This is a genomic window from Bradyrhizobium sp. HKCCYLRH3061 (assembly GCF_051168015.1).
GTDB lineage: Bacteria > Pseudomonadota > Alphaproteobacteria > Rhizobiales > Xanthobacteraceae > Bradyrhizobium.
Genome location: NZ_JBNPUE010000006.1, coordinates 268,857 through 291,068, shown reverse-complemented (window position 1 = coordinate 291,068; position 22,212 = coordinate 268,857). Strand labels below are relative to the sequence as shown.

Below are 22,212 nucleotides of genomic sequence, written 5' to 3'. Positions count from 1 at the left end.
ACAAATTGATCTGGCTCAAACGCCGTGCGATTCATCCTCCATCATGCTGCCAGCGCGAGGCCCATCTCAGCCCAGATCTCCGACAGTGCCGACACCAGATGCTCGATGTCCGCGTCGGAGTGATAGGGCGACGGGGTGATGCGCAGCCGCTCGGTGCCGCGCGGCACCGTCGGATAGTTGATCGGCTGCACATAGATGCCGTAGCGGTCGAGCAGGATGTCGCTGATCCGCTTGCACAGCACGGGGTCGCGCACCATCACCGGCACGATGTGGCTGGGATTGTCGAGATGGCTGACGCCGGCCTCGTCGAGCCGGCGGCGCAGCCGCGCGACGCGGTCTTGATGCCTTGCACGCTCGACATTGCTCGCCTTGAGATGCCGGATGCTGGTGAGCGCGCCGGCGGCGACCGCGGGGGGCAGCGAGCTGGAGAAGATGAATCCGGAGGCGAAGCTGCGGACGAAATCGCAGACGGTGCTGGATGCCGTGATGTAGCCGCCGATCACGCCGAACGCCTTGGCGAGCGTGCCCTCGATCACGGTCAGGCGATCGGCGACGCCGTCGCGCTCCGAGATGCCGCCACCGCGCGGACCGTACAGGCCGACGGCGTGGACCTCGTCGAGATAGGTCATGGCGTTGTATTCGTCGGCGACGTCGCAGATATCGGAGATCGGCGAGATGTCGCCGTCCATCGAATAGACGCTCTCGAACGCGATCAGCTTCGGCGCCTTGGGATCGAGATCCGACAGCTTGTCGCGGAGGTCGGCGACGTCGTTGTGGCGCCAGATCCGGGTCTCGCAGCGGCTGTGGCGGATGCCCTCGATCATCGAGGCGTGGTTGAGCTCGTCGGACAGGATCACGCATCCGGGCATGCGCGCGGCCAGGGTCGACAGCGAGGTCCAATTCGAGACGTAGCCGGAGTTGAACAAGAGCGCCGCCTGCTTGCCGTGGAGGTCGGCGAGCTCCTCCTCCAGCAGCACATGATAGTGATTGGTGCCGCTGATGTTGCGGGTGCCGCCGGCGCCGGCGCCGCAGCGGTCGAGCGCCTCGTGCATCACCTCCAGCACCTTGGGGTGCTGGCCCATGCCGAGATAGTCGTTGGAGCACCACACCGCGACATCGCGCTCGCCATGGGGGCCACGATAGGTCGCACGCGGGAAGGCGCCGGCCTTGCGCTCGAGGTCGGCGAACACGCGGTAGCGTCCTTCGCGCCTGAGACCGTCGAGCTGGCGGCGGAAATAGTCTTCGTAGTTCATGGTACTCCCCCCTGTGCTGTGTTCGGATCGACCGGCGGCGTGACCGACACCGCGGCCAGTCCCGTGATGGTTTGCGCCTGCGCGTCAGCGCGGGCCTGGCGATAGGCCTGGCGGAACTGCTCTTCGAGCCGCTGCCGCGCCAGGGCGGCGGCAGTCTTCTGCGCCGACATCGACGTCTTTGGCGCAGGCATGGGGCGCTCCACCTCAGGCGTGGCCGGCACGACGGCCAGCACCGGACGCGCCATCGGCATCACGGGCGCCGGTGCAGGGATGGCAGCGACGGTCGCCATCGCGGGCTCGACTGGCGCGCTCCAGCGCCACAGATTGATCACCGGCATCGGCAGCGCCATGAAGCCATGCTCGAGCAGGCCGAGCGCGATCAACGAGGCGAGCAGTGACAGCGCGACGCCGTCGAAAGAGGATTTGGCGCCGAGCGCGGCAGCAGCGACCAGCACGGTCGCGGTGGTCGCCGCGGCAATCGAGAATGGGAACAGCAGGTTGGTCGACTTCTTGGCGAAATAGCTGCGCATGAAGCGAACCTGCTGCGGCAGCAGTTCGTCGTTCAGGGTGCGCACGCCGAGGAACAGATTGATCTTCGCGCTCTGCCTGAGCACCAGCAGCGCGGCGAAGGTCCACCAGCTCAGACGGTTGGGCGCGCCCGATGTCACCGCGAAGACGAGGCCAGCGGTCGCGATCAGCGCCAGCTCGTGATAGGCGATCGCCTGCAGCGCGAAGCCGACGCGCGAGGCCGGCGTGCAGTCGCGCGGGCACGGCTCGGGGCGTGGGCCGGTGATCCAGCCGGCGAGCAGCGACATCTCCACCGTGCCCCACAGCAGGATCGCGCAGGTGAAGGCGCAATAGGCGTTGGCGTCCTCGGCGGCCTGGCTCGACACCGCGACGCCCGACAGGGCCGCGACGAACGCCGCGGCCGTGCCCCATTTGAACGCGGCCGGATGGCGGGCGGCGAGCCCGACCAGCGCCAGCACGGCGCCGGTCGAGAACCACCAGACGAACACGACATAGGGAATGGCAATCGCGGTCGCGCCCATGGCCGGCTCCTTGTCACCAGGCGGGTTGCAGCCTGATCTCCCGTGGCAGCGCGTTGCTCTTGGCCGGCAGCATGTAGAGCCGGCCGAAGGTCAGCGCCGCCTTGAGCGGCAGCACGGCGCGCTTGAGCGTGCCCATGATGCCGCCCTGCGCCTTGGCATCCGCAATCGCCTCCGATATCCCGCGCAGCCGCTTCAGGCCGTCCCAGAAGCGCGGATTGTCGATGTCGAGCATCACCGGGAAGACCTGCCGCGAAATCTCCGAGGTGATGCGGAACACGCGCATGTCGTACTCGTCCACGGGCATGCCGAGCGCCTCGTAGAAGGCGGGACGCATGTGGTCGCGGACGTGCATCGTGGCGAACACTGCGAGCAGGAAGAACTTGATCCACAGCTTGTTGAGGCCGCTGAGCAGCTTCGGATCGGCGCGCATCAGCAGCGCGAACGCCTCGCCGTGGCGGAACTCGTCGTTGCACCACCTCTCGAACCACTTGAAGATCGGGTGAAACTGGCGCTCCGGGTTCCGCTCCATCTGCCGATAGATGGTGATGTAGCGGGCATAGCCGATCTTCTCGGAGAGATAGGTCGCGTAGAAGATGAACTTCGGCTTGAAGTAGGTGTACTTCTTCGTCTTGGTGAGGAAGCTCAGGTCGACGCCGATGCCGTGATCCTTGAGGATCTCGTTGATGAAGCCGGCATGGCGCGCCTCGTCGCGGCTCATGAACTGGAACAGCTCGCGGATGTCGGGATTGGTGATCCGCTTCTTGATCTCGGCATACAGCACGCAGCCGGAGAACTCGGCGGTCAGCGACGACACCAGGAAGTCCTTGAACTCGGCGCGAAGCGCCTCCGGAAGATCGTTGAGATCCTTGTCGAATTCCGGCGTCCGCACGAAGTGCCTGCGGTTGTGGTCGGCGCGCAGCTCGGCCATGACAGCATCCCATTCGCGGCGCACCAGGTCGACATTGAGCCGGTCCATCGCCGCGAAATCGGTGGTGTAGAAGCGTGGCGTGAGGATCGTGTCCTCCAGCGCCATCTTGGTGGAGATATTGCCGGATCCGCCTTCCATTGCGATCATCTGACCCTCCCGTCCGAAAAGCTGACGTCGTACAGTTCCGTGAGCTCGAGATAGCCCGCGACATGCATCATCGCGCGCTTCAGAGGACCGGCCCGAACGACGGTAGCGGTGCGCCGCAAATTGAGCTGCTCGCCGAACTTGACCGTGATCGGCTCGCCATGGATGACGACCTCGTCACCCGGGCGGATGCCGACATCGCGGTCCAGAGTGACATGCGCGTGCAGCGTTTCCGAGGTCTGCTCGACCTCGATGCTGCAGCCGATCTCGAAGCGGCGCGGCTCGTTGGCCCATAATCCTCTCATCGCGTTTCTCCCATCGTCATCAGCTCCGTGAACCGGCGCTTGTTGTCGTTGCCGAACGACCCGAGATCGACGCGCCGTCCGGTCGCCGGATCGTCCAGGCTCATGCGTCCATCGGACCAGCGGTTGATCGTGAAGGCCGGCCCCGAACCGATCGCGTGACGCTGGCGATCGAACGCCATGCTGCGCAGGACCGTGCGCAGGAAGCCGTCGCCGCCGGCCTCGACGACTCCGACCACCTTGCCGCTGTCGGGCGACACGACGGAGATGCCGCCATCGGGACGGTCCTCGAACCGCAGCGCCACCGTTTGCACGGCGACAGCGTGATCGATGTGGACAGTGCCTACACCCGTCCAGCGGCCGACGCCGGCCGCAACCAGGGTGAAGGCAACCAGCGCGAAGGCCGCGCGCAGCGCGCCCTTCGGAATGACGATCTCAGGTTCGGCGTGAACATCGACATGGCTCTCGGCTTGGCTCATGACATCCTCCTGATCACGCCGCGCTGGCGACCGCACCCGCAGGCGACGCGCCTTGCGGCTGTCCGTTGCCCGCGGCGATCGGCTGCGCCGCGACCGCGCCGTCCGAGGCCGCGACCAGCGCCTTTGCGAGGATCTCGGCCGCCTCGCGGGCATCAGGCACGCCACGCAGCATCGGCTCGACCTCGTTCAGCCGCCACGGACGCGCATGCGGCCACAGCAGCAAATAGGACAGCCGCTGCTGGGCGGTGACGCCGAGCGGCAGATCGCCGGAGCCGTCGGAGAACAGCTTCACGTCGGCGCGCGAGACCTGCTTGAACGGCACGTTCAAGGTCATCGGCAGCACGGCACCGAACTGCAGCAGCACGCGGCGGCTGGTGATGGTGTAGCGCGTGGTGCGGCTGTAGAGCACCGCGAGGCCCGTGAGCAGCAGCGTCGCGAGCGCCACAGGCGTCACCAGCGAGGACGCGCCGGCGAGCGAGGCCGCGAGCGGCTGGTGATCCAGCGTGCCCGTTACCACGCGCGCGCCGAACAGCGCGGCGAAGTAGGCGAGCACCAGGCGCAGGTGGAAGACGCGCAGCAGCAGCGCCTTCACCGTAGGCTGTCCCTGCCAGAGCAGGCGCTCGCCTGCCGGCAGCATCAGCTGATCCTGGTCCCGACGCGTGCTCACAGCAGCGGCTCCTGGCGCGCAGCGGTCGCATAAAGGTGGCCGCCGCCGTAGTAGCCGACGATCTTGTCCTCCTCGAGCTTGGTGACCTGATCGGGGCTGGCGAGACCGGGCACGCTGGCGAATTGCGAGCCGAGAATGGCATCGACCAGCACCGCCTTGCGCGACTTGTCGACGATGGCCATGGTCATCGGCAGCAGCACGTGCCGTCCGACGATGCCCTCGACCTCGACTTCGAGATAGCGGATCAGCATCTCTGCGCGGTCGACCCAGACCTCGCGGACCTTGCCGCCGAGCCTGCCGTCGCAGCCGATCACCGGCATGCCGCGCGGATCCGGGTCCTCCGAGGCGATGAAGATGCTGCCGTCGACGCGCAGCGGCACGATCGCCGGGATGTTGTCCATGGTCAGCTCCGGCTCGTCCTTGCGCGCGGCGAAGGAGCCCGGGCCGACGCCGTCGAGCATCGGATTGCCGGTCGGTAGATAAGGCGTCCCCGGCCAGGGATACATCGGCGTGACCGGCGCATTGGCGCGGTCGTTGTCCCAGTTCGGCAGCGTCGCGGTGCGCCCGCCATGCATATGATAGGTCTTGGGTGACGGCGGCGTCGGGAAGCCGTGACCGCTCGAAGCTGTCTGCCGGCCGACCCGGCCTTCGAACTGCAGCGGATAGCCTTCGCGCTTGTCCTCGGTGCGCAGATAGAAGATCAGGCCTGCGAAGAACACCCAGAACCCGTAAAGCACCACCTGGGCGACATCGATGTAGCTCGTGAAAGACGTCATGGCTTCCTCCCCGACTGGGCTAACCTGGAAATTCAACGATTCCGAACTGAAGCTGCTGTGGCTCCGCCGCCCGCCGCCGCACCAGCGGCCCGATCACCGCAAGGGTGACGAACAGCAGCGCGATCTCGACGTGGTAGACGATGCTGTAGCCGGTCGCCGGCCCGGCGAGCCCGACGCCGAGGCTTCCATTCAATGCCAGCTGCGACATCACATCGCGAATGGCGCCACCGCCGGCGATGGCTACACCCGCTGACGTCGCCTGCACTGCGCCCCAGGCGCCGAGCGCGAGCCCGCTCTCGCCGTTCTGCACCAGCGCCATCGCCGCCGTCAGCGTGCCCACCGCGAACAGGCCGCCGCCGAATCCGATCAGCGTCGTGCCGATCCGGAACAGCAGGGGCGAGGCGAGCGGCGCCGAGAAGATGACCGCGGAGAACGCGAACAGCCCGACGAGTCCGCCGAGCGCTGCGATCCGATAGGGATCGGCGCCCTTGCCCAGCTGGCGCGCCGACAGGCCGAAGCCTGCGAGCGTGCCGGCTGCGAACAATGCGGTCAGCGCCGTGGTTTCGCCGACCGTGAGGTGAAGGATCTCCGCGCCGTACGGCTCGAGCAGGATGTCCTGCATCGTGAAGCCGGCCGTGCCGAGCCCGACCGCGACCAGCACCCGCATCGAGCCGCCGGCCTCGCGGAACTGCCGCCAGGAATCGCCGAAGCGCGGCCGCTCACGTGCAGCCGACGTGCGCGAGGGATCGCGCGCCTCCTGCTTCCACAGCGCGATGATGTTGAGCACCATCTCGGTCAGCGCCGCGCCCTGGATGACCTGGATCAGCCGCATCTCGCTGAACTCGGCGAGCAGCCCGCCGAAGGTCAGCGCGCTCGCCATCATGCCGAACATCAGCATCACGTAGAGGAAGGCGACCACGCGAGGACGCGACCGCTCAGGCGCAATGTCTGTGGCAAGCGACAGGCCGGCGGTCTGCGTGGTGTGAAGCCCGGCGCCGACCAGCAGGAAAGCAAGCGCGGCGCCAACGCGACCGGCGATGACCTGGCCCGGCGCGTCGGCCGCGGACAGCAAGAGCAGCGCGAACGGCATGATCGCGAGGCCGCCGAACTGCAGGAGCGTGCCCATCCAGATATAGGGCACGCGGCGCCAACCCAGCACCGAGCGGTGATGGTCGGACTTGAAGCCGATCAGCACCCGCAGCGGCGCAAACACCAACGGCAGCGCCACCATGGTCGCGACCAGCCAGGAGGGCACGCCGAGCTCGACGATCATGACGCGGTTGAGCGTGCCGTTGAGCAGCACCACCGATATGCCGATCGACACCTGGAACAGCGACAGCCGCATCAGGCGCGACAGCGGCAGCTCGGTCGAGGCGGCATCCGCAAACGGCAGATAGCGCGACGACAGCCGCATCCACGCTTGCATGATCGATGGTGCGCGCGCGCTCATGACGGGCGGAGCTCCAGCGCTTGCGAGATGTAGAAGCCGTTGGCGATGCGGCTGCTCCGCGCGCAGCGCCAGTCGGCGAGATCGTGATGGTCGGCGATCAGCCGATACAGCTTCTGTTCCGTCACGGGCTCGATCGCCGGCGCGCGATTGCCACGCGGGAACACGCCGCCCACCGCATGCATGACGGCCAGCAGCGGCGTGCGCGGCGCGTAGGTCATCAGGATCGATTCGGAGGTGCGGGCGGCGAGGCCGGCGACGATGCGCACGGCGTCCTCGGCGCGGTAGTGGATGAACGAATCCATCGCCACCACGAAATTGAAGCCGCCATGCCTGGGATCCAGCATGTCGCCGGCGACGAAGCGGATGGCGCTGCGGCTGATGTCGTCCGGCAGCCGGCGCTGGGCGATCTCGATCAGGGTCGGCGAGATATCGACCGCGACCACCTCGGCGCCGCGCCGCGCGGCTTCGATGGAAAAGCTGCCGGTGCCGCAGCCAGCATCCAGAATCCGCGCGCCGCGCAGATCGAGCGGCAACCACGACAGCAGCGTCCGCCGCATCTCGTCACGGCCGGCACGCACCGTGGCGCGAATGCGGCCCACCGGCGCATCCGAGGTCAGCCGCGTCCAGGCGGCGACCGCGGTGCGGTCGAAATAGGTCTCCACTTCACTGCGGCGGGCAAGATATTGCGCTGTCGTCATGTGCCAGCCTCACTCAATCGAAGCCCAGGAGATCGAAGATGTCGCGGTCGCGCAGCGGCACGGCCTGGATCGGCTCGACGCCGGCGAGCAGCGAGGCGGCGAGGCGCAGATATTCGTTCTGGGCGCGCTCGACGTCCGGCGACGGCTCCATCTCGAACAAGGTGCACTTCTTCAGCCGGCTCTTCCGGATGACGTCGAGGTCCGGGAAGTGCGCCAGCGTCTTCATGCCGATGCGCTCGTTGAACTTGTCGATCTGATCGGTCGCGGCACTGCGGTTGGCGATCACGCCGCCGAGCCGCACCGGATAGTTGCGCGACTTGGCCTGGATCGCGGCGACGATTCGGTTCATGGCGAAGATCGAGTCGAAATCGTTGGCGGCGACGATCAGCGCGCGATCGGCATGCTGCAACGGGGAGGCGAAGCCGCCGCAGACGACGTCGCCGAGCACGTCGAAGATCACCACGTCGGTGTCTTCGAGCAGATGATGCTCCTTGAGCAGCTTCACGGTCTGGCCGACGACATAGCCGCCGCAGCCGGTGCCGGCCGGCGGCCCGCCGGCCTCGACGCACATCACGCCATTGTAGCCCTGGTAGACGAAGTCCTCGGGGCGCAGCTCCTCTGCGTGGAAGTTGACCTGCTCGAGGATGTCGATGACCGTCGGCACCAGCCGCTTGGTCAGGGTGAAGGTCGAGTCGTGCTTCGGATCGCAACCGATCTGCAGCACGCGCTTGCCGAGCTTGGACAGCGCGACCGAGAGATTGGACGAGGTCGTGCTCTTGCCGATGCCGCCTTTGCCATACACCGAGAACACCTTCGCGGTGTCGATGACCACGTTCGGGTCGAGTTGCACCTGGACGCTGCCGGCCCCATCGGGGCGCCGCGGCGCCGTCGTCAGCGGAGGTCTCAAGGTCACGTTCATGCGGCCACTCCCACGCCTTCGAGGCGATCTTCGAGCTCTTCCCCGGCCTTGCGCAGCACGTCGAGCATTTCGGGGTCCGGGGTCCAGTAATTGCGCTCATGCGCCTCGATCAGGCGATTGGCGATCTTCGCCGACGCGGCCGGATTGAGCGAGGCAAGCCGCTCGCGCATCGCGGGGTCGAGCACGAAGGTCGTCGTGATCTGCTGATAGACCCAGGGCGCGACCTGACCCGTGGTGGCCGACCAGCCGACCGTGTTGGTCACGTGCGACTCGATCTGGCGCACGCCCTCATAGCCGTGAGCGAGCAGCGCCTCATACCATTTCGGATTGAGCGTGCGGGTGCGGGTCTCCAGCGCGACCTGCTCCGACAGCGTGCGCACCGTGCCTTCGCCGCGGGTCTGGTCGCCGATATAGACCGGCGCGGCCTCGCCCTTGGCGCGCTTCACCGCGCGGCTGATGCCGCCGAGCGTATCGAAATAATGATCGATGGTGGTGACGCCGAGCTCGACCGAGTCGACGTTCTGATAGGCGGCATCGACGCCGGCGAGCACATGGCCGAGCAGCGCGTCGCGCCTGACAGGGCGGCCGTCGGTGCCATAGGCAAAGCCCTTGCGGCGCGTATAGACGTCGGCGAGCTCGTCCTCGTCGGTCCAGGCGCCGCAATCGATCAGATGGTTGACGTTGGCGCCATAGGCGCCCTCGGCGTTGCCGAACACGCGCAGCGCGGCATCGGCGATCTCGCCGCCATGCGCGGCCTGGAACGCCAGCGCATGCTTGCGCACGTAATTGAATTCGGCCGACTCATCCGCCGATGCCGCGAGCAGCGCGGCTTCGGCCAGCAGCTTGGTCTGCAGCGGCATCAAATCGCGGAAGATGCCGGACAGTGTGATCACGACATCGATGCGCGGGCGTCCGAGCTGCTCCAGCGGGATCAGCTTGGCGCCGCAGAGACGGCCATAGCTGTCATGGCGCGGTTCGGCGCCCATCAGCCACATTGCCTGCGCGATCGGCCCGCCCTCGGTCTTGAGATTGTCAGTGCCCCACAGCACCAGCGCGATCGTCTCCGGCAGCGTGTGACCCTCGCCGGCATGGCGGGCCAGCAGCCGCGCCACCTGGCGCTCGGCATCCTTGAGCGCGAAGGCGCTGGGGATGCGGAACGGATCGAAGCCGTGGAGATTGCGCCCCGTGGGCAGCACGTCGGTGTTGCGCAAGAGATCGCCGCCCGGCACCGGGCGTATGTAGCCGCCGTCGAGCGCATGCACGATCGCGGGCGTCTCGTTGTCAGTCGCCAGCAAGCGGTCGAGTTCGGTACGCTTGGCTGTGTCGGTGATCCCTGCGAGATCGAGCAGCTCGGCGCGCTGCTCCGCCGGCGGCGGCGAGCCGACGACGTGCAGGCCGTGCGGGATCAGCGAATATTCCAGCTCCAGCACGCTGGCCGACAGCGCGGTGATCCTGGCGTTGCGCTCATCGCCCCAGGCCGGCTCCGCGGCGGCGAGATCGACGGTCGCCGCCTGAGCCTGGATCAGCGCCGCACTGTCCTCCCTCAATTGATCAGTGGCGTCAGGCGACAGATTGCGCCAGGCATCGAGCGAGGACTTCAGGTCGGCGAGACCCTTGTAGAGGCCGGCGCTGGTGATCGAGGGCGTGAGATAGCTGATCAGGGTCGCGCCGCCCCGGCGCTTGGCGAGCGCGCCCTCGGACGGATTGTTGGACGCGTAGATGTAGAAGTTCGGCAGGTCGCCGATCAGCCGCTCCGGCCAGCATTCTGCGGACAGCCCGGCCTGCTTGCCCGGCATGAATTCGAGCGCGCCATGGGTGCCGAAATGCAGCACGGCATGCGCGCGGAAGTCCTCGCGCAGCCAGCGATAGAACGCTGCGAACGCATGCGTCGGCGCGAAGCTGCGCTCGAACAGCAACCGCATCGGATCGCCTTCGTAGCCGAAGGCGGGCTGCAGGCCGACGAACAGATTGCCAAACTGCTCGCCGAGCACCAGGAGGCTCGCGCCATCGGTCTGATGACGGCCGGGCGCCGGGCCCCACTGCTTCTCGATCTCGGCCAGATGACGTTCGCGCCGGACATGCTGATCGACCGGAATGCGCGCCGCGACATTTGCGACGGTGCCGAAGCGCTCGGCATTGCCTTTGAGCACACGGTTGCGCAGCGCGTCCACAGTATCCGGGACGTCGATCGTGTAGCCTGCCGCACGCAGCGATGTCATCACATTGTGCAGCGACTCGAACACCGAGAGATAGGCCGCGGTGCCGGCGCTGCCGCCGTTCGGCGGGAAGTTGAACAACACCACGCCGAGCTTCCGCTCGGCGCGCGCCGAGCGGCGCAGCTCGACGAGCCTCGCGACCCGCGCGGCGAGTTGCGTCGCACGCTCCGGCAGTGAGGCCATGTCACGGCCGGCATCGGCCATCGCCGACCGGCCGCCGAACACGGTCGGGCCGACGGCGCCGTCGAGCTCGGGGATCGCGACCATCATGGTGGCTTCGACCGGCGTCAGACCGCGCGCGTCGTCGTGCCACTGCTCGACGGTCTGGAACTCCAGCGGATGCGCCGCGATCAAGGGCACATTGAGCCCGGCCATGACCTGCTCGGCCGCACGCGCGTCATTATAGGCGGGACCGCCGACCAGCGAGAAGCCGGTGAGCGAGATCACCGCGTCGACCGTGGCGACACCGTCCTTCTGGAAGTAACGCGCGATGGCGGGGCGCGAGTCGAGCCCGCTGGCGAACACCGGCACCACGGCGAGCCCGCGCGCCTCCAGCGCCGCGATCACACCATCATAATGCCCGGTGTTGGCGGCGAGCAGATAGGAGCGCATCAAGATCACGCCGACGCGGCCGACCGCCTTCGATGTGGTGGGCAGCTCGTCGGCGCGTTCCACGATCCGCTGCGGCAGACGCGGGTGGTAGAGACCGACATCCGGATAGGTCACCGGTTCGGCGGCATTCAGCCTGCCGCGCAGCGAGGCGCGCGGCCCGTCGGCGTAGCGGCCGACCAGGAAGCGCACCATGTTCGCAAAATTCTGCTCGGAGCCGGCGAGCCAATATTGCAGCGTCAGGAAGTAGGCGCGCAGGTCCTGCGCGGTGCCAGGGATGTAGCGCAGCAGCCGCGGCATCCGCTGCAGCATCTTCATCTGGCCCTGGCCGCTGGAAGAGCCTGAGCGGTTGCTGCCGCGCAGCCGCTTCAAGAGGCCGAGCACGCCGGTGGCCGAGCCCGACATCGTCAGCTTGCCGAGACGGGTCAGGCGCACGACCTCGCCGGCCGACAGGCAGCCGATCATGGCGTCGCAGTGGTCGCGGCGCGCCGCCAGCGCGGGCAGCACCGGCTGGATGTGGTCCTCCATGAACAGCATGGTGGCGACCACGATGTCGCCGGTGGCGATGTCGTCGAGGCAGTGCGCGAGCGCGTTCGGATTGCAGCCCCACTCGTCGGCCGCGTGAACCTTGAGATCGAGACCGGGCAGCTCTGCCTGCAATGTCGTGCGTGCACGCACGGCAGCCGAGGCGAGATGGCTGTCCATCGTCACGATCACCACCCGGATGGGTGTGACGTCAGCGACCGAAATGCGCTTTGGCATCGTACAAGGTCTCGAGCGTGATCAGGTTGACGTTGCGCTCGCGCGCGAACCGTTCGGTGTTGCGGCGCGCCTTGCCGCGCACGAAGAAGGGAATCTTGGTCAGCTCGCGCTCGGCGTCGGAGGCCCAGGCGAGTTCAACGGATGCGACGGTTTCAACGACGCGCAAGTGCGGCTGCTGTGGCGGAGCCGCCGGCGCGGCACCGAGATGCGACGGCGCGTGATCGGCGAATTCGTGATCCTCGCGGAACATGCCGAGCAGATGCTCCTCCAGACCCATCATCAGCGGATGCACCCAGGTGTCGAACAGCACGTTGGCGCCTTCGAAGCCCATCTGCGGCGAGTAGCGCGCAGGGAAATCCTGCACGTGGGTTGGCGCCGAGATCACGGCGCAGGGAATGCCGAGCCGCTTGGCGATGTGGCGCTCCATCTGCGTGCCGAGCACGAGCTCGGGCCGTAGCTCGCCGACGCGGGCCTCGACCTCGAGATAATCGTCGGTGATCAGCGGCTCGACGCCGTAGATCGCCGCGGCCTCGCGGATCTCGCGGGCGAATTCGCGGGCATAGGTGCCGAGGCCGATGACCTCGAAGCCGAGCTCCTGGGTCGCGACGCGCGCCGCGGCCACGGCATGGGTGGCGTCGCCGAAGATGAAGACGCGCTTGCCAGTGAGATAGGTCGAGTCGACCGAACGCGAGTACCAGGGCAGCCGGCTCTCGGCTCGCGCCAGCACCGACTCTGCATCGACACCGGCAAGACTGGCGACCTCTTTGATGAAGTCGCGCGTGGCACCAACGCCGATCGGGATCGTCTTCGTATAGGGCTGGCCGAACTGGCGGTTCAACCATTGCGCTGCCGTCAGCGCGATCTCGGGATAGAGCACGATATTGAAATCGCCTTGTGGCAGACGAGCGAGATCTGATGGCGTCGCGTTCCACGGCGCGACCACGTTGATCTCGATGCCGAGCTCCACAACCTGCCTGGTCACTTCCGCGAGGTCGTCGCGATGACGGAAGCCGAGAGCCGTCGGACCAAGCAGGTTGCAGACTGGACGGGCGCCTGTCTTCCTTTCACGGCGGGGGGAGCCATCAGCGGAAGACGCAGCCAACGCCCGTACAATCCGGTAGAACGTTTCCGAAGCGCCCCAATTCTCCTTGCGCTGATAGGCCGGCAGCTCGAGCGGGATCACCGGAATCGGAAGCTTCAACGCCAGCGCAAGACCGCCGGGATCGTCCTGAATCAGCTCGGCCGTGCAGGACGCGCCGACCAGCATCGCCTGCGGCTGGAAACGCTCATAGGCCGCGCGTGCCGCGCTCTGCAGGAGATCCGCGGTGTCGCCGCCGAGATCGCGCGCCTGGAACGTGGTGTAGGTGACCGGCGGCCGGCGGTCGCGCCGCTCGATCATCGTGAACAGGAGATCGGCGTAGGTGTCGCCCTGCGGCGCATGCAGCACGTAGTGCACGTCGCGCATCGCGGTCGCAATGCGCATCGCGCCGATGTGCGGGGGACCCTCATATGTCCAGACCGACAGCTGCATCTCACACCGCCAGTCGGGTTTGCCGCAGCAAGGGCCGCGCGAACAGCTCGGCGAGATCGCCGGCCTGCTCAAAACCCTGGATCGGCGTGAAGATCAGCTCGATCGACCATTTCGTCGTCAGGCCCTCGGCCTCCAGCGGGTTGGCGAGGCCGAGTCCGCAAACGACGAGGTCGGGCCGGGCTTCGCGGCAACGATCGAGCTGCCGCTCGACGTCCTGGCCCTCGCTGAGCTGCGTGCCATCAGGCAGCAGCGCCAGCTCGGAGTCGAGATGCTCGCGGTGCAGATAGGGCGTGCCGACCTCGATCAGCTCCATGCCGATCTCGCGCGCCAGGAAACGCGCCAGCGGGATCTCGATCTGCGAATCCGGAAACAGGAAGACGCGCTTGCCGGCGAGCTGCGCGCGGTAGCGCGCCAGCGCGCGCTCGGCCCGCGCCTTCAGCGGCGCGATGGTCCGCTCGACATGGGCGCGCGACACGCCGAAGGCGTCGGCCGCGGCTGCGAGCCAAAGCGCCGTGCCTTCGCCGCCGAGCGGGAATGGCGCCGCGATGCGGCGGCAGCCGCGCTCTTCAAGCGCGCGTGCGGTGTCGCCGAGGAAGGGTTGCGCCAGCAGCACCCGCGTTTGCGGGCCGATCGCCGGCAGCTCCGACGAGCGCCGCGGCGGCAGGAACGCAACCTGATCGATGCCGAGCGCCGCAAAAGTCCGCCTGAACTGATCCTCGACGACATCGGCGAGCGCGCCGACCACGAGCAGCGACGGTCGCGCGCCGCGATCGGCGGTGGGGAGTACCGGCACGAGCGACGCGAGGCAGGCATCCTCGCCCTGAGTGAACGTCGTCTCGATGCCGCTGCCGGAGTAGTTGAGCACGCGCACATCAGGCGAAAAGCGCTGCGATAGCCGCAGCGCCGCGCGTGACAGGTCGAGCTTGATCACTTCCGACGGGCAGGAGCCGACCAGGAACAACAGCTTGATCTCGGGACGGCGCGCCAGCAGTTGACCGACGATGCGGTCGAGCTCGTCATTGGCGTCGACGAGCCCGGCGAGATCGCGCTCCTCCATGATCGCGGTGGCGAAGCGCGGCTCCGCGAAGATCATCACGCCGGCGGCCGACTGGATCAGATGCGCGCAGGTGCGCGAGCCGACGACGAGGAAGAACGCGTCCTGAATCTTTCTGTGCAGCCAGACGATGCCGGTCAGGCCGCAGAACACCTCGCGCTGGCCGCGCTCACGCAGCACGCCGTCCGGCGAAGCAGGTGGTTTCACGGCACAGGCTTGTGCAGGAGCATTCATGACGCGCGCTCCGCACGGGACGTCGCCGCCATCGCCTCGTCCTGCAGCCGCGCCGCGCGCAGCTTGAGCAGGAATTGCGCGGCGTTGATCGCATAGGCTGCGTAGGCGGCGAGCACGAGCAGCATCTGCTGCTGGGCGCTGCCGACATGGCCGATGATCGCAGCCAGATAGGCCGTATGCAGCGCGATCACCAGCATCGAGAACACGTCCTCCCAGAAGAAGGCCGGTGCGAACAGATAACGTCCGAACACGACCCGCTCCCAGATCGAGCCGGTGATCATGATGGTGTAGAGCAGCGCCGTCTTGAGAACGACGGAGGCGGTCGCGAGCCACAGCCCCTCGCCGGTCGCGAGATAGCGCGCCACGAGGCCGAGGCTGCTCAGGAAGACGAGAAATTGCAGCGGCGCCAGAATGCCCTGCACCAGAGTCCATGGCGTGGCGTCGCGCCGGCGCTTTTCCTCAGCCGTGTAAAGCGCTTGCCGCTTTGCACGCGACGCCGGGTCAGGCGTGAAGCAGAGCTGGCTCCAGAGCGACGGATCAGTGGCGGATGTGAACTGCGCATCACACGATGTGTAAAGATGATTTGACAACATCGGTGCCCAGTGATGCGATGACGACAACCACAGGGGGATTGGTGGTGCACCGCACTCGGTCTGATCAACGTCACGTTGTGCAGTTCGCAGGTGGCGCATCGCAAATCCCCGAGTGCGAGCCCGATGGGGAAACGCTAGACCTGGGCAGGAAGAGTGTCAATCAAAATTGACGTCAAATAATATTGACGCAACGAGTGACGTGCGCTCATATGGAGGGGAGGCGCTTATGACCGAGCTCAATGAGACAGCCCGATTTCCGCGAGCCCGCTTTCGGACGAAGCGTGGGCAGCCCGGTTTTCATTCGCCGGCATCGCCGCGCATCGTCGCGCCGCTCCGCACCACACGCCATCCCCAACTCAACGACGCGATCGAAGCCGAGATCATTCCGCGGCTCGTGATGGCCCATGCCTCCGCGCTGGAACGCGTCCCGGCGATCATCACGGCCTCGGCGCAGGAGGCGGCTGATTTCGCCGAGCTCGTGCTGGACGCGGACGATGTTGGCGCGGTGGCCTGCATCCAGGCGCATCGCGATCACGGCGAGACCCTGGAGCGCATCTATCTCGATCTCCTGGTCCCCACCGCGAACCATCTGCGCCACCTGTGGGCGGACGACGAGCGCGACTTCGCCGACGTCACGCTCGCGCTGTGGCGGCTGCAGCAGCTGCTGCGGCATTTCAGCCCGGCCTTCTGCGCCGAGCTCGCGGTCGCGCCCGCAGGACTGCGCGTGCTGCTGACCACGGCGCCGGGCGACAGGCGCGAGCTGGGCCACATGATGTTCGGTCTCGTGCTGGCGGGCGAGTTCTTCCGTCGCGACGGCTTCGAGACCTGGATCGAGCCGGACACGGCCGATCGCGGCTTCGTCGAGACGCTCCGCTCGCAGTGGTTCAACGTCGTCGAATTCTTCGCCACCAGCGACAGGAAGCTTGACGATCTCGCCTCAAACATAAGGATGGTCCGGCGCGAGTCCTCCAACCAGGACGTCGGCGTGCTGGTCTGCGGTCCTGCTTTTATTGAACGGCCTGAACTCGTTCTCCTGGTCGGTGGCGACGGTGTCGTCTCCGATCCGAGCAGAGAGGCTTCGCAAGCCCGGCACGTCGTCAGTCTTCTGACCGAACGGCGATAGCTGAGGGTGCAGTGAAGATGAATGCTGGAACGAGACTTGCCGCGCGAAGGCTCCTTGACTGGGAGGACAACGGCGTTGGTGAGGGCGTTCAGAGCTCCGAAAGAGTCGCTTGGCGACCTCAATGCGGATGTTGCGGGCATGCTGGTGGCCGCAGCGTCCGACATTGCGCTCGCGCTCGACGCCGACGGCAACATTCAGGACCTGGCTTTTCAACAAGCCGGCCTGCCGCTTGAACTGAGAAACACAGACGCGTGGATCGGCCGATCCTGGCAAGCAACAGTGTCCGAGGAAAGCCAGACAAAGCCAGAGCTGCTGCTCACGGAGGCCTCCCAGCGCAAGGTGTCGCGCTGGCGCGAGGTGCGTTATCCGGCCGCGCGCGGGCCTGACATCCCGATCCTGTTCGCGGTGGTGGCGATCAAGGGCGCGGCGCGCTTCATCGCGGTCGGCCGCGACGTGCGCGCCACCGCCGCGCTCCAGCAGAAGCTGATCGAGGCGCAAGTTGCCATCGAGCGCGACTATTCGCGCATGCGCAACGCCGAATCGCGCTACCGGATCCTGTTCCAGATCACGTCGGAGCCGGTCCTCATCGTCGATGCGGTGAGCCATCGCATCGTCGAGGCCAACCCGGCCGCGGCCGCCCTGCTCGATCACGGCGCCGCCAATCTGATCGGCAAGCTGTTTCCCGATGCGCTGCTGCTCGACGACATGGCGATGTCGCAATCCCTGTCGCTGGCGATCCGCTCGCAGGGCAAGATCGAACGCGCCAGGATCCGGCTCGACGGCGGCCGCGACTATCTGCTCGACGGCACCTTCTTCCGGCAGGACAACGCGTCGCTGTTCCTGCTGCGGTTCTCGCCGCTGGCCACGCAGCCTGCACTCCCGAAGAGCTCCGACGTCAACACCCAGCTCGTGCAGTTCGTCGAATCGGCCCCGGACGGATTCGTCATCACCGACATGGACGGCCGCCTGCTGCACGCCAACGCCACCTTCCTGCAGCTCGCGCAGATCGAGAACATGCACCAGATCCTGGGCGAGACGATCGACCGCTGGATCGGCAAGTCGGCGATCGATTTCTCGGTCATGCTGACCAATCTGCGCCAGCATGGCAGCGTGAAGCTGTTCTCCAGCGTCGTCCGCGGCGAGCACGGCTCGCCGGTCGACGTCGAGATCTCCGCCAGCACGGTCGGGGCGCCCGGCCAGGCCCGGCTCGGCTTCACCATCCGCAATGTCGGCCCGCGCATCTCCAGCGACGGCGGCGACCACGGCTATATTCCACGCTCCCGTGAGCAGCTCGCCGAGCTGATCGGCCGCGTGCCGCTCAAGGAGCTGGTGCGCGAGACCACCGACGTGATCGAGCGGATGTGCATCGAGACCGCGCTCAAGCTGACCGGCGACAACCGCGCGACCGCTGCCGAGATGCTCGGCCTCAGCCGACAGAGCCTCTACGTCAAGCTGCGGCGCTATGGCCTTGCCGAGCCGAGCGAAGAAGACAGTCAGTTGGAATAGGTGGAACAGTTGCAATGACCGAGATCGCGCCCGTCCCGCTCGCTCCAGGGCTTCCATCAAGGCTTCGGCCCTCGGCCGTTCTCGAGCTGTTGAAGCCGATCACCTGGTTTCCGCCGATCTGGGCGTTCGGCTGCGGTGTGGTGTCGTCGGGCGCGCCGCTGGCGTCGCACTGGCCGATCGTGATCGCGGGCCTCGTGCTCGCCGGGCCGATGGTGTGCGCCACCAGCCAGGCCGTCAACGACTGGTTCGACCGTCATGTCGATGCGCTCAACGAACCGGATCGCCCGATCCCGTCCGGCCGCATTCCCGGGCGCTGGGGTCTCCATATCGCGCTGATCTGGACGGTGCTGTCGCTTGGCGTCGCCACCCTGCTCGGCACCTGGGGCTTTGCCGCGGCGGCGCTCGGCCTTGCGCTCGCCTGGGCCTACAGCGCGCCGCCGATCCGGTTGAAGCAGAACGGCTGGTGGGGCAACAGCGCCGTCGGCCTCTGCTATGAAGGACTGCCCTGGATCACCGCGGCGGCGATCATGAGCGCGCAGGCGCCGTCCTGGCCGGTGCTCTCGATCGCCCTGCTGTATAGCGCCGGCGCGCACGGCATCATGACCCTGAACGACTTCAAGTCGATCAATGGCGATCGCGTCAGCGGCGTCAATTCGCTGCCGGTGCTGCTCGGGCCCGAGCGCGCCGCCCGCCTCGCCTGCATCACGATGGCGCTGGCGCAGGTCGCGGTGCTCGTGCTGCTTATCGTCTGGAGCCGACCGGCCCATGCCACGATCGTCGCAGCGCTGATCGCGGCCCAGCTGGTGCTGATGCGGCGCTTGATGACGAATCCGCGCGAGCTCGCGCCCTGGTACAACGGGACCGGCGTGCTGCTCTACGTGCTGGGCATGCTGGTCACGGCCTTCGCGCTGGCGGGGTTGCCGGCATGAGCAACGCTGCGCCCGCTCCTCTGTCCTGGTTCGGCATCGTCAGGTTGGGCCTGGTGCAGACCGCGCTTGGCGCGGTCGTGGTGCTGACTACCTCGACCTTGAACCGCGTGATGGTGATCGAGCTCGCTCTGCCGGCCATGATCCCCGGCCTCCTGGTCGCGATCCATTACGCGATGCAGGTGCTCAGGCCCTGGCTCGGTCATGGCTCCGACGTCGGCGGGCGTCGTTTCGCCTGGATCGTCGGCGGCATGGCCGTGCTCGCCGCCGGCGGCCTGCTGGCCGCCGCCGCCACCGCGCTGATGGCGACGCATCTCGCTCTCGGTCTCGCGATCGCCGTGATCGCCTTCATCATGATCGGCATCGGCGTCGGCGCCGCCGGCACCTCGCTGCTGGTGTTGCTCGCCAAGCGCACCGCGCCGGCGCGGCGCAGCGCCGCCGCCTCGATCGCCTGGATCATGATGATCACCGGCTTCATCGTCACGACCGCGGTCGCCGGCAAGGCGCTCGATCCGTTCTCCGGCGAGCGGCTGATGCTGGTGTCCGGCACGGTGTCGGCGATCGCCATGGTGCTGACCTTGCTGGGCGTCTGGGGGATCGAGCAGCCCGACGCGTCTCCTCGCACGACCTCCGGCGCCGCGAATCGCTCCGGCTTCATGGAGGATTTCCGCGAGATCTGCCGGGAGCCGCAGGCGCGGCGCTTCGCGATCTTCATCTTCGTCTCGATGCTCGCCTACAGCGCCCAGGACCTCATCCTGGAGCCGTTCGCCGGCAGCGTGTTCGGCATGACGCCGGGCCAGACCACGCAGCTCTCTTCCGTGCAGCACATGGGCGCGCTGATCGGCATGATCCTGATGCCGGCGATGGCGAGCCTGCATGCCGACTGGCGGACGCGGCCGCAGCCCTGGATCATCGGCGGCTGTCTCGCCTCGGCGCTGGCGCTGCTCAGCCTGGTCGCCGCCGCCACCGTCGGCCCGGCCTGGCCGCTACGCGCGTCCGTGCTGCTGCTCGGCATCACCAACGGCGTCTACGCCATCGCCGCGATCGGCGCGATGATGAACATGGTCAGCGAAGGCCGCGACAATCGCGAGGGCACGCGCATGGGCCTGTGGGGCGCCTCGCAGGCGATCTCGTTCGGCATCGGCGGCTTCGTCGGCACCGCGGCGGCGGACGCCGCGCGTCATTTCATGCCTTCGACCGCCTCGGCCTATGCCGCGGTGTTCGCCGCCGAAGCGGCGCTGTTCGTCCTTTCCGCCTGGCTCGCGATCTGGATCAAGCGTCCGCGCGAGCAGACTGCGGCGCTTCAGGCGCGGCCGGCCAATCAGGGAGCCTAGCGATGAGCACCTCGTCTGAGACGTTCGATGTCGTGGTGGTCGGCGGCGGCCCGGCCGGCGCCACCGCCGCTAATGACCTCGCCCGCCAGGGTCATCATGTCCTGCTGCTCGACCGCGCCGGCCGCATCAAGCCGTGCGGCGGCGCCATCCCGCCGCGACTGATCGCCGAGTTCGAGATTCCCGACCATCTGCTGGTGGCGCACATCTCGGCCGCCCGGATGGTGTCGCCGAGCAACCGCGACGTCGACATGCCGATCGACGGCGGCTTCGTCGGCATGGTCGATCGCGAGCATTACGACGAATGGCTGCGCGCACGCGCGGCAGACGGCGGCACGATCCGCCGCACCGGAACCTTCAGCGAGCTCACCCGCGACAAGGACGGCACCGCGATCGTGCATTACGACACCCGCACGGACGATGGCCGCATGCAGCAGGCCAGCGTACGGGCCCGCGCGGTGATCGGCGCCGACGGCGCGATCTCGGCGGTGGCCCGGCAATGCATCCCCCAGGCCAGCGAGATCAGCTACGTGTTCGCCTATCACGAGATCGTCCGCTCGCCCGATCGCGGCCACCCGCTGTTCGACGCGACCCGCTGCGACGTGGTCTATCGCGGCCAGTTGTCGCCGGACTTCTACAGCTGGGTGTTCCCGCACGGCCCGACCACCAGCATCGGCACCGGCAGCGCCCACAAGGGCTTCTCGCTACGCGGCTCGGTGGCGGCGTTCCGCAAGACTGCCGCGCTCGACGAACTGGAGACCATCCGCCGCGAGGGCGCGCCGATCCCGCTGAAGCCGCTGTCGCGCTGGGACAATGGCCGCGACGTCGTGCTGGCCGGCGATGCGTCGGGCGTGGTGGCCCCGGCCTCCGGTGAAGGCATCTATTACGCGATGGCTGGCGGCCGCGCGGCCGCCGACGCCGTTGCCTTGTTCCTCAAGACCGGCGATGCAGCCGCCCTGGCGACGGCCCGCAGATCCTTCATGCGCAGGCACGGCGCCGTGTTCTTCATCCTCGGTCTGATGCAGCGCTACTGGTACACGAGCGATGCCCGCCGCGAGCGCTTCGTCGCGATCTGCCGTGACAAGGACGTCCAGCAGCTGACCTGGGACGCCTACATGAACAAGGAATTGGTCCGCGCCAAGCCGCTGTCGCATGTGCGCATCTTCTTCAAGAACATCGCGCACCTCACCGGGCTCGCGAGGGCGGCGTAGCGGCTCGCGCGATGGATGAGCTGTTTCACAGCCCGCATCTGGTCGACCTGATCCTAACGGTGGTCGCGGTGGAGCTTGCGGCCGTGACGTGGATCTGGCAGCGCCACCGCCGCGGCATCAGCCCGCTCGCGCTGCTGCCCAATCTGCTCGCCGGGGTGTTCCTGCTGCTGGCTGTACGTTGCGCGCTGACCGGGGCGCCGTGGTTCTGGCTCGCGGGCTGCCTCGCCGCCTCCGGCCTCGCCAACGCGGCTGATCTCAGGCAGCGGTGGCGTTGAGGCATATCGCCTCTTCAAATGACTCATGCGCTCGGCCCGCGCAAACCCCGCTGACGCAAAGGGCACCCACAGCTGTCGTCCCGGCGAACGCCGGGACCCATAGCCACCGGCAACTATCGGTTTCACAGAAGGCTCAACGCGCAGCGTGCCCCAAGGGAGATCACGCGGTATGGGTC

20 protein-coding genes are annotated in these 22,212 nt (G+C 67.4%); 6 read left to right on the top strand and 14 right to left on the bottom strand.

From position 1 onward, the window contains the following. Positions 1-41: 41 nt before the first annotated feature. The 14 genes from hemA to bchF are packed head-to-tail and all read right to left on the bottom strand — an operon-like array spanning position 42 to position 15,661. Positions 42-1,253, bottom strand: a complete 1,212-nt coding sequence (gene hemA / locus ACQR2C_RS13725) for a 5-aminolevulinate synthase (protein ID WP_434873830.1) — start codon at positions 1,251-1,253, stop codon at positions 42-44. Further along, positions 1,250-2,302 (bottom strand): putative photosynthetic complex assembly protein PuhE, encoded by a 1,053-nt coding sequence (gene puhE / locus ACQR2C_RS13720; protein WP_316183321.1) that lies wholly within the window; start codon positions 2,300-2,302, stop codon positions 1,250-1,252. The genes hemA and puhE overlap by 4 nt, the downstream gene beginning before the upstream one ends. A 13-nt stretch (positions 2,303-2,315) precedes the next feature. Continuing rightward, complete coding sequence (gene acsF / locus ACQR2C_RS13715; protein ID WP_434873831.1) at positions 2,316-3,377, bottom strand: magnesium-protoporphyrin IX monomethyl ester (oxidative) cyclase; 1,062 nt, start codon at positions 3,375-3,377, stop codon at positions 2,316-2,318. After that, positions 3,374-3,679, bottom strand: a complete 306-nt coding sequence (locus ACQR2C_RS13710) for a hypothetical protein (RefSeq protein ID WP_316183319.1) — start codon at positions 3,677-3,679, stop codon at positions 3,374-3,376. The genes acsF and ACQR2C_RS13710 overlap by 4 nt, the downstream gene beginning before the upstream one ends. Further along, complete coding sequence (gene puhC, locus ACQR2C_RS13705; protein ID WP_316183318.1) at positions 3,676-4,155, bottom strand: photosynthetic complex assembly protein PuhC; 480 nt, start codon at positions 4,153-4,155, stop codon at positions 3,676-3,678. The genes ACQR2C_RS13710 and puhC overlap by 4 nt, the downstream gene beginning before the upstream one ends. Positions 4,156-4,168: 13 nt before the next feature. Next, on the bottom strand, positions 4,169-4,822 hold the full coding sequence (gene puhB, locus ACQR2C_RS13700; RefSeq protein WP_434881347.1) for a photosynthetic complex putative assembly protein PuhB: 654 nt from the start codon (positions 4,820-4,822) through the stop codon (positions 4,169-4,171). After that, positions 4,819-5,598: a photosynthetic reaction center subunit H gene (gene puhA, locus ACQR2C_RS13695; RefSeq protein WP_434881346.1), complete on the bottom strand. Its 780-nt coding sequence runs from the start codon at positions 5,596-5,598 to the stop codon at positions 4,819-4,821. The genes puhB and puhA overlap by 4 nt, the downstream gene beginning before the upstream one ends. 19 nt (positions 5,599-5,617) lie before the next feature. After that, positions 5,618-7,048: a BCD family MFS transporter gene (locus ACQR2C_RS13690; RefSeq protein ID WP_434881345.1), complete on the bottom strand. Its 1,431-nt coding sequence runs from the start codon at positions 7,046-7,048 to the stop codon at positions 5,618-5,620. Then, on the bottom strand, positions 7,045-7,746 hold the full coding sequence (gene bchM, locus ACQR2C_RS13685; RefSeq protein ID WP_434881344.1) for a magnesium protoporphyrin IX methyltransferase: 702 nt from the start codon (positions 7,744-7,746) through the stop codon (positions 7,045-7,047). The genes ACQR2C_RS13690 and bchM overlap by 4 nt, the downstream gene beginning before the upstream one ends. A 13-nt stretch (positions 7,747-7,759) precedes the next feature. Beyond that, positions 7,760-8,665: a ferredoxin:protochlorophyllide reductase (ATP-dependent) iron-sulfur ATP-binding protein gene (gene bchL / locus ACQR2C_RS13680; protein ID WP_434881343.1), complete on the bottom strand. Its 906-nt coding sequence runs from the start codon at positions 8,663-8,665 to the stop codon at positions 7,760-7,762. Continuing rightward, positions 8,662-12,252 carry a magnesium chelatase subunit H gene (locus tag ACQR2C_RS13675; protein WP_434881342.1) on the bottom strand — a complete coding sequence of 1,197 codons (3,591 nt, stop codon included), beginning with the start codon at positions 12,250-12,252 and terminating at the stop codon, positions 8,662-8,664. The genes bchL and ACQR2C_RS13675 overlap by 4 nt, the downstream gene beginning before the upstream one ends. Beyond that, the gene (bchB, locus tag ACQR2C_RS13670) at positions 12,227-13,783 is read right to left on the bottom strand and encodes a ferredoxin:protochlorophyllide reductase (ATP-dependent) subunit B (protein ID WP_434881341.1); all 1,557 of its coding nucleotides are present in this window, start codon (positions 13,781-13,783) and stop codon (positions 12,227-12,229) included. The genes ACQR2C_RS13675 and bchB overlap by 26 nt, the downstream gene beginning before the upstream one ends. 1 nt (position 13,784) lies before the next feature. Further along, positions 13,785-15,071, bottom strand: a complete 1,287-nt coding sequence (locus tag ACQR2C_RS13665) for a ferredoxin:protochlorophyllide reductase (ATP-dependent) subunit N (protein ID WP_434881340.1) — start codon at positions 15,069-15,071, stop codon at positions 13,785-13,787. Further along, positions 15,068-15,661: a 2-vinyl bacteriochlorophyllide hydratase gene (bchF, locus tag ACQR2C_RS13660; protein WP_434881339.1), complete on the bottom strand. Its 594-nt coding sequence runs from the start codon at positions 15,659-15,661 to the stop codon at positions 15,068-15,070. The genes ACQR2C_RS13665 and bchF overlap by 4 nt, the downstream gene beginning before the upstream one ends. Before the next feature lie 229 nt (positions 15,662-15,890). Between bchF and ACQR2C_RS13655 the strand changes: the two genes are divergently transcribed. The 6 genes from ACQR2C_RS13655 (at position 15,891) to ACQR2C_RS13630 (ending at position 22,036) form a co-directional block, all read left to right on the top strand. Then, complete coding sequence (locus ACQR2C_RS13655; RefSeq protein ID WP_434881338.1) at positions 15,891-16,787, top strand: cobalamin B12-binding domain-containing protein; 897 nt, start codon at positions 15,891-15,893, stop codon at positions 16,785-16,787. A 138-nt stretch (positions 16,788-16,925) separates the two neighbouring features. Further along, positions 16,926-18,293: a transcriptional regulator PpsR gene (gene ppsR / locus ACQR2C_RS13650; protein ID WP_315803456.1), complete on the top strand. Its 1,368-nt coding sequence runs from the start codon at positions 16,926-16,928 to the stop codon at positions 18,291-18,293. A gap of 14 nt (positions 18,294-18,307) precedes the next feature. After that, a complete protein-coding gene (gene chlG, locus ACQR2C_RS13645; RefSeq protein ID WP_434881337.1) occupies positions 18,308-19,222 on the top strand; it encodes a chlorophyll synthase ChlG in 915 nt (304 codons plus the stop codon). Then, positions 19,219-20,553 (top strand): BCD family MFS transporter, encoded by a 1,335-nt coding sequence (locus tag ACQR2C_RS13640; protein WP_434881336.1) that lies wholly within the window; start codon positions 19,219-19,221, stop codon positions 20,551-20,553. Before chlG ends, ACQR2C_RS13640 begins: the two co-directional genes overlap by 4 nt. Before the next feature lie 2 nt (positions 20,554-20,555). After that, the gene (locus tag ACQR2C_RS13635; RefSeq protein ID WP_434881335.1) at positions 20,556-21,761 is read left to right on the top strand and encodes a geranylgeranyl diphosphate reductase; all 1,206 of its coding nucleotides are present in this window, start codon (positions 20,556-20,558) and stop codon (positions 21,759-21,761) included. Between the two features lie 11 nt (positions 21,762-21,772). Next, the gene (locus tag ACQR2C_RS13630; protein ID WP_315803452.1) at positions 21,773-22,036 is read left to right on the top strand and encodes a hypothetical protein; all 264 of its coding nucleotides are present in this window, start codon (positions 21,773-21,775) and stop codon (positions 22,034-22,036) included. Positions 22,037-22,212: the final 176 nt, after the last annotated feature.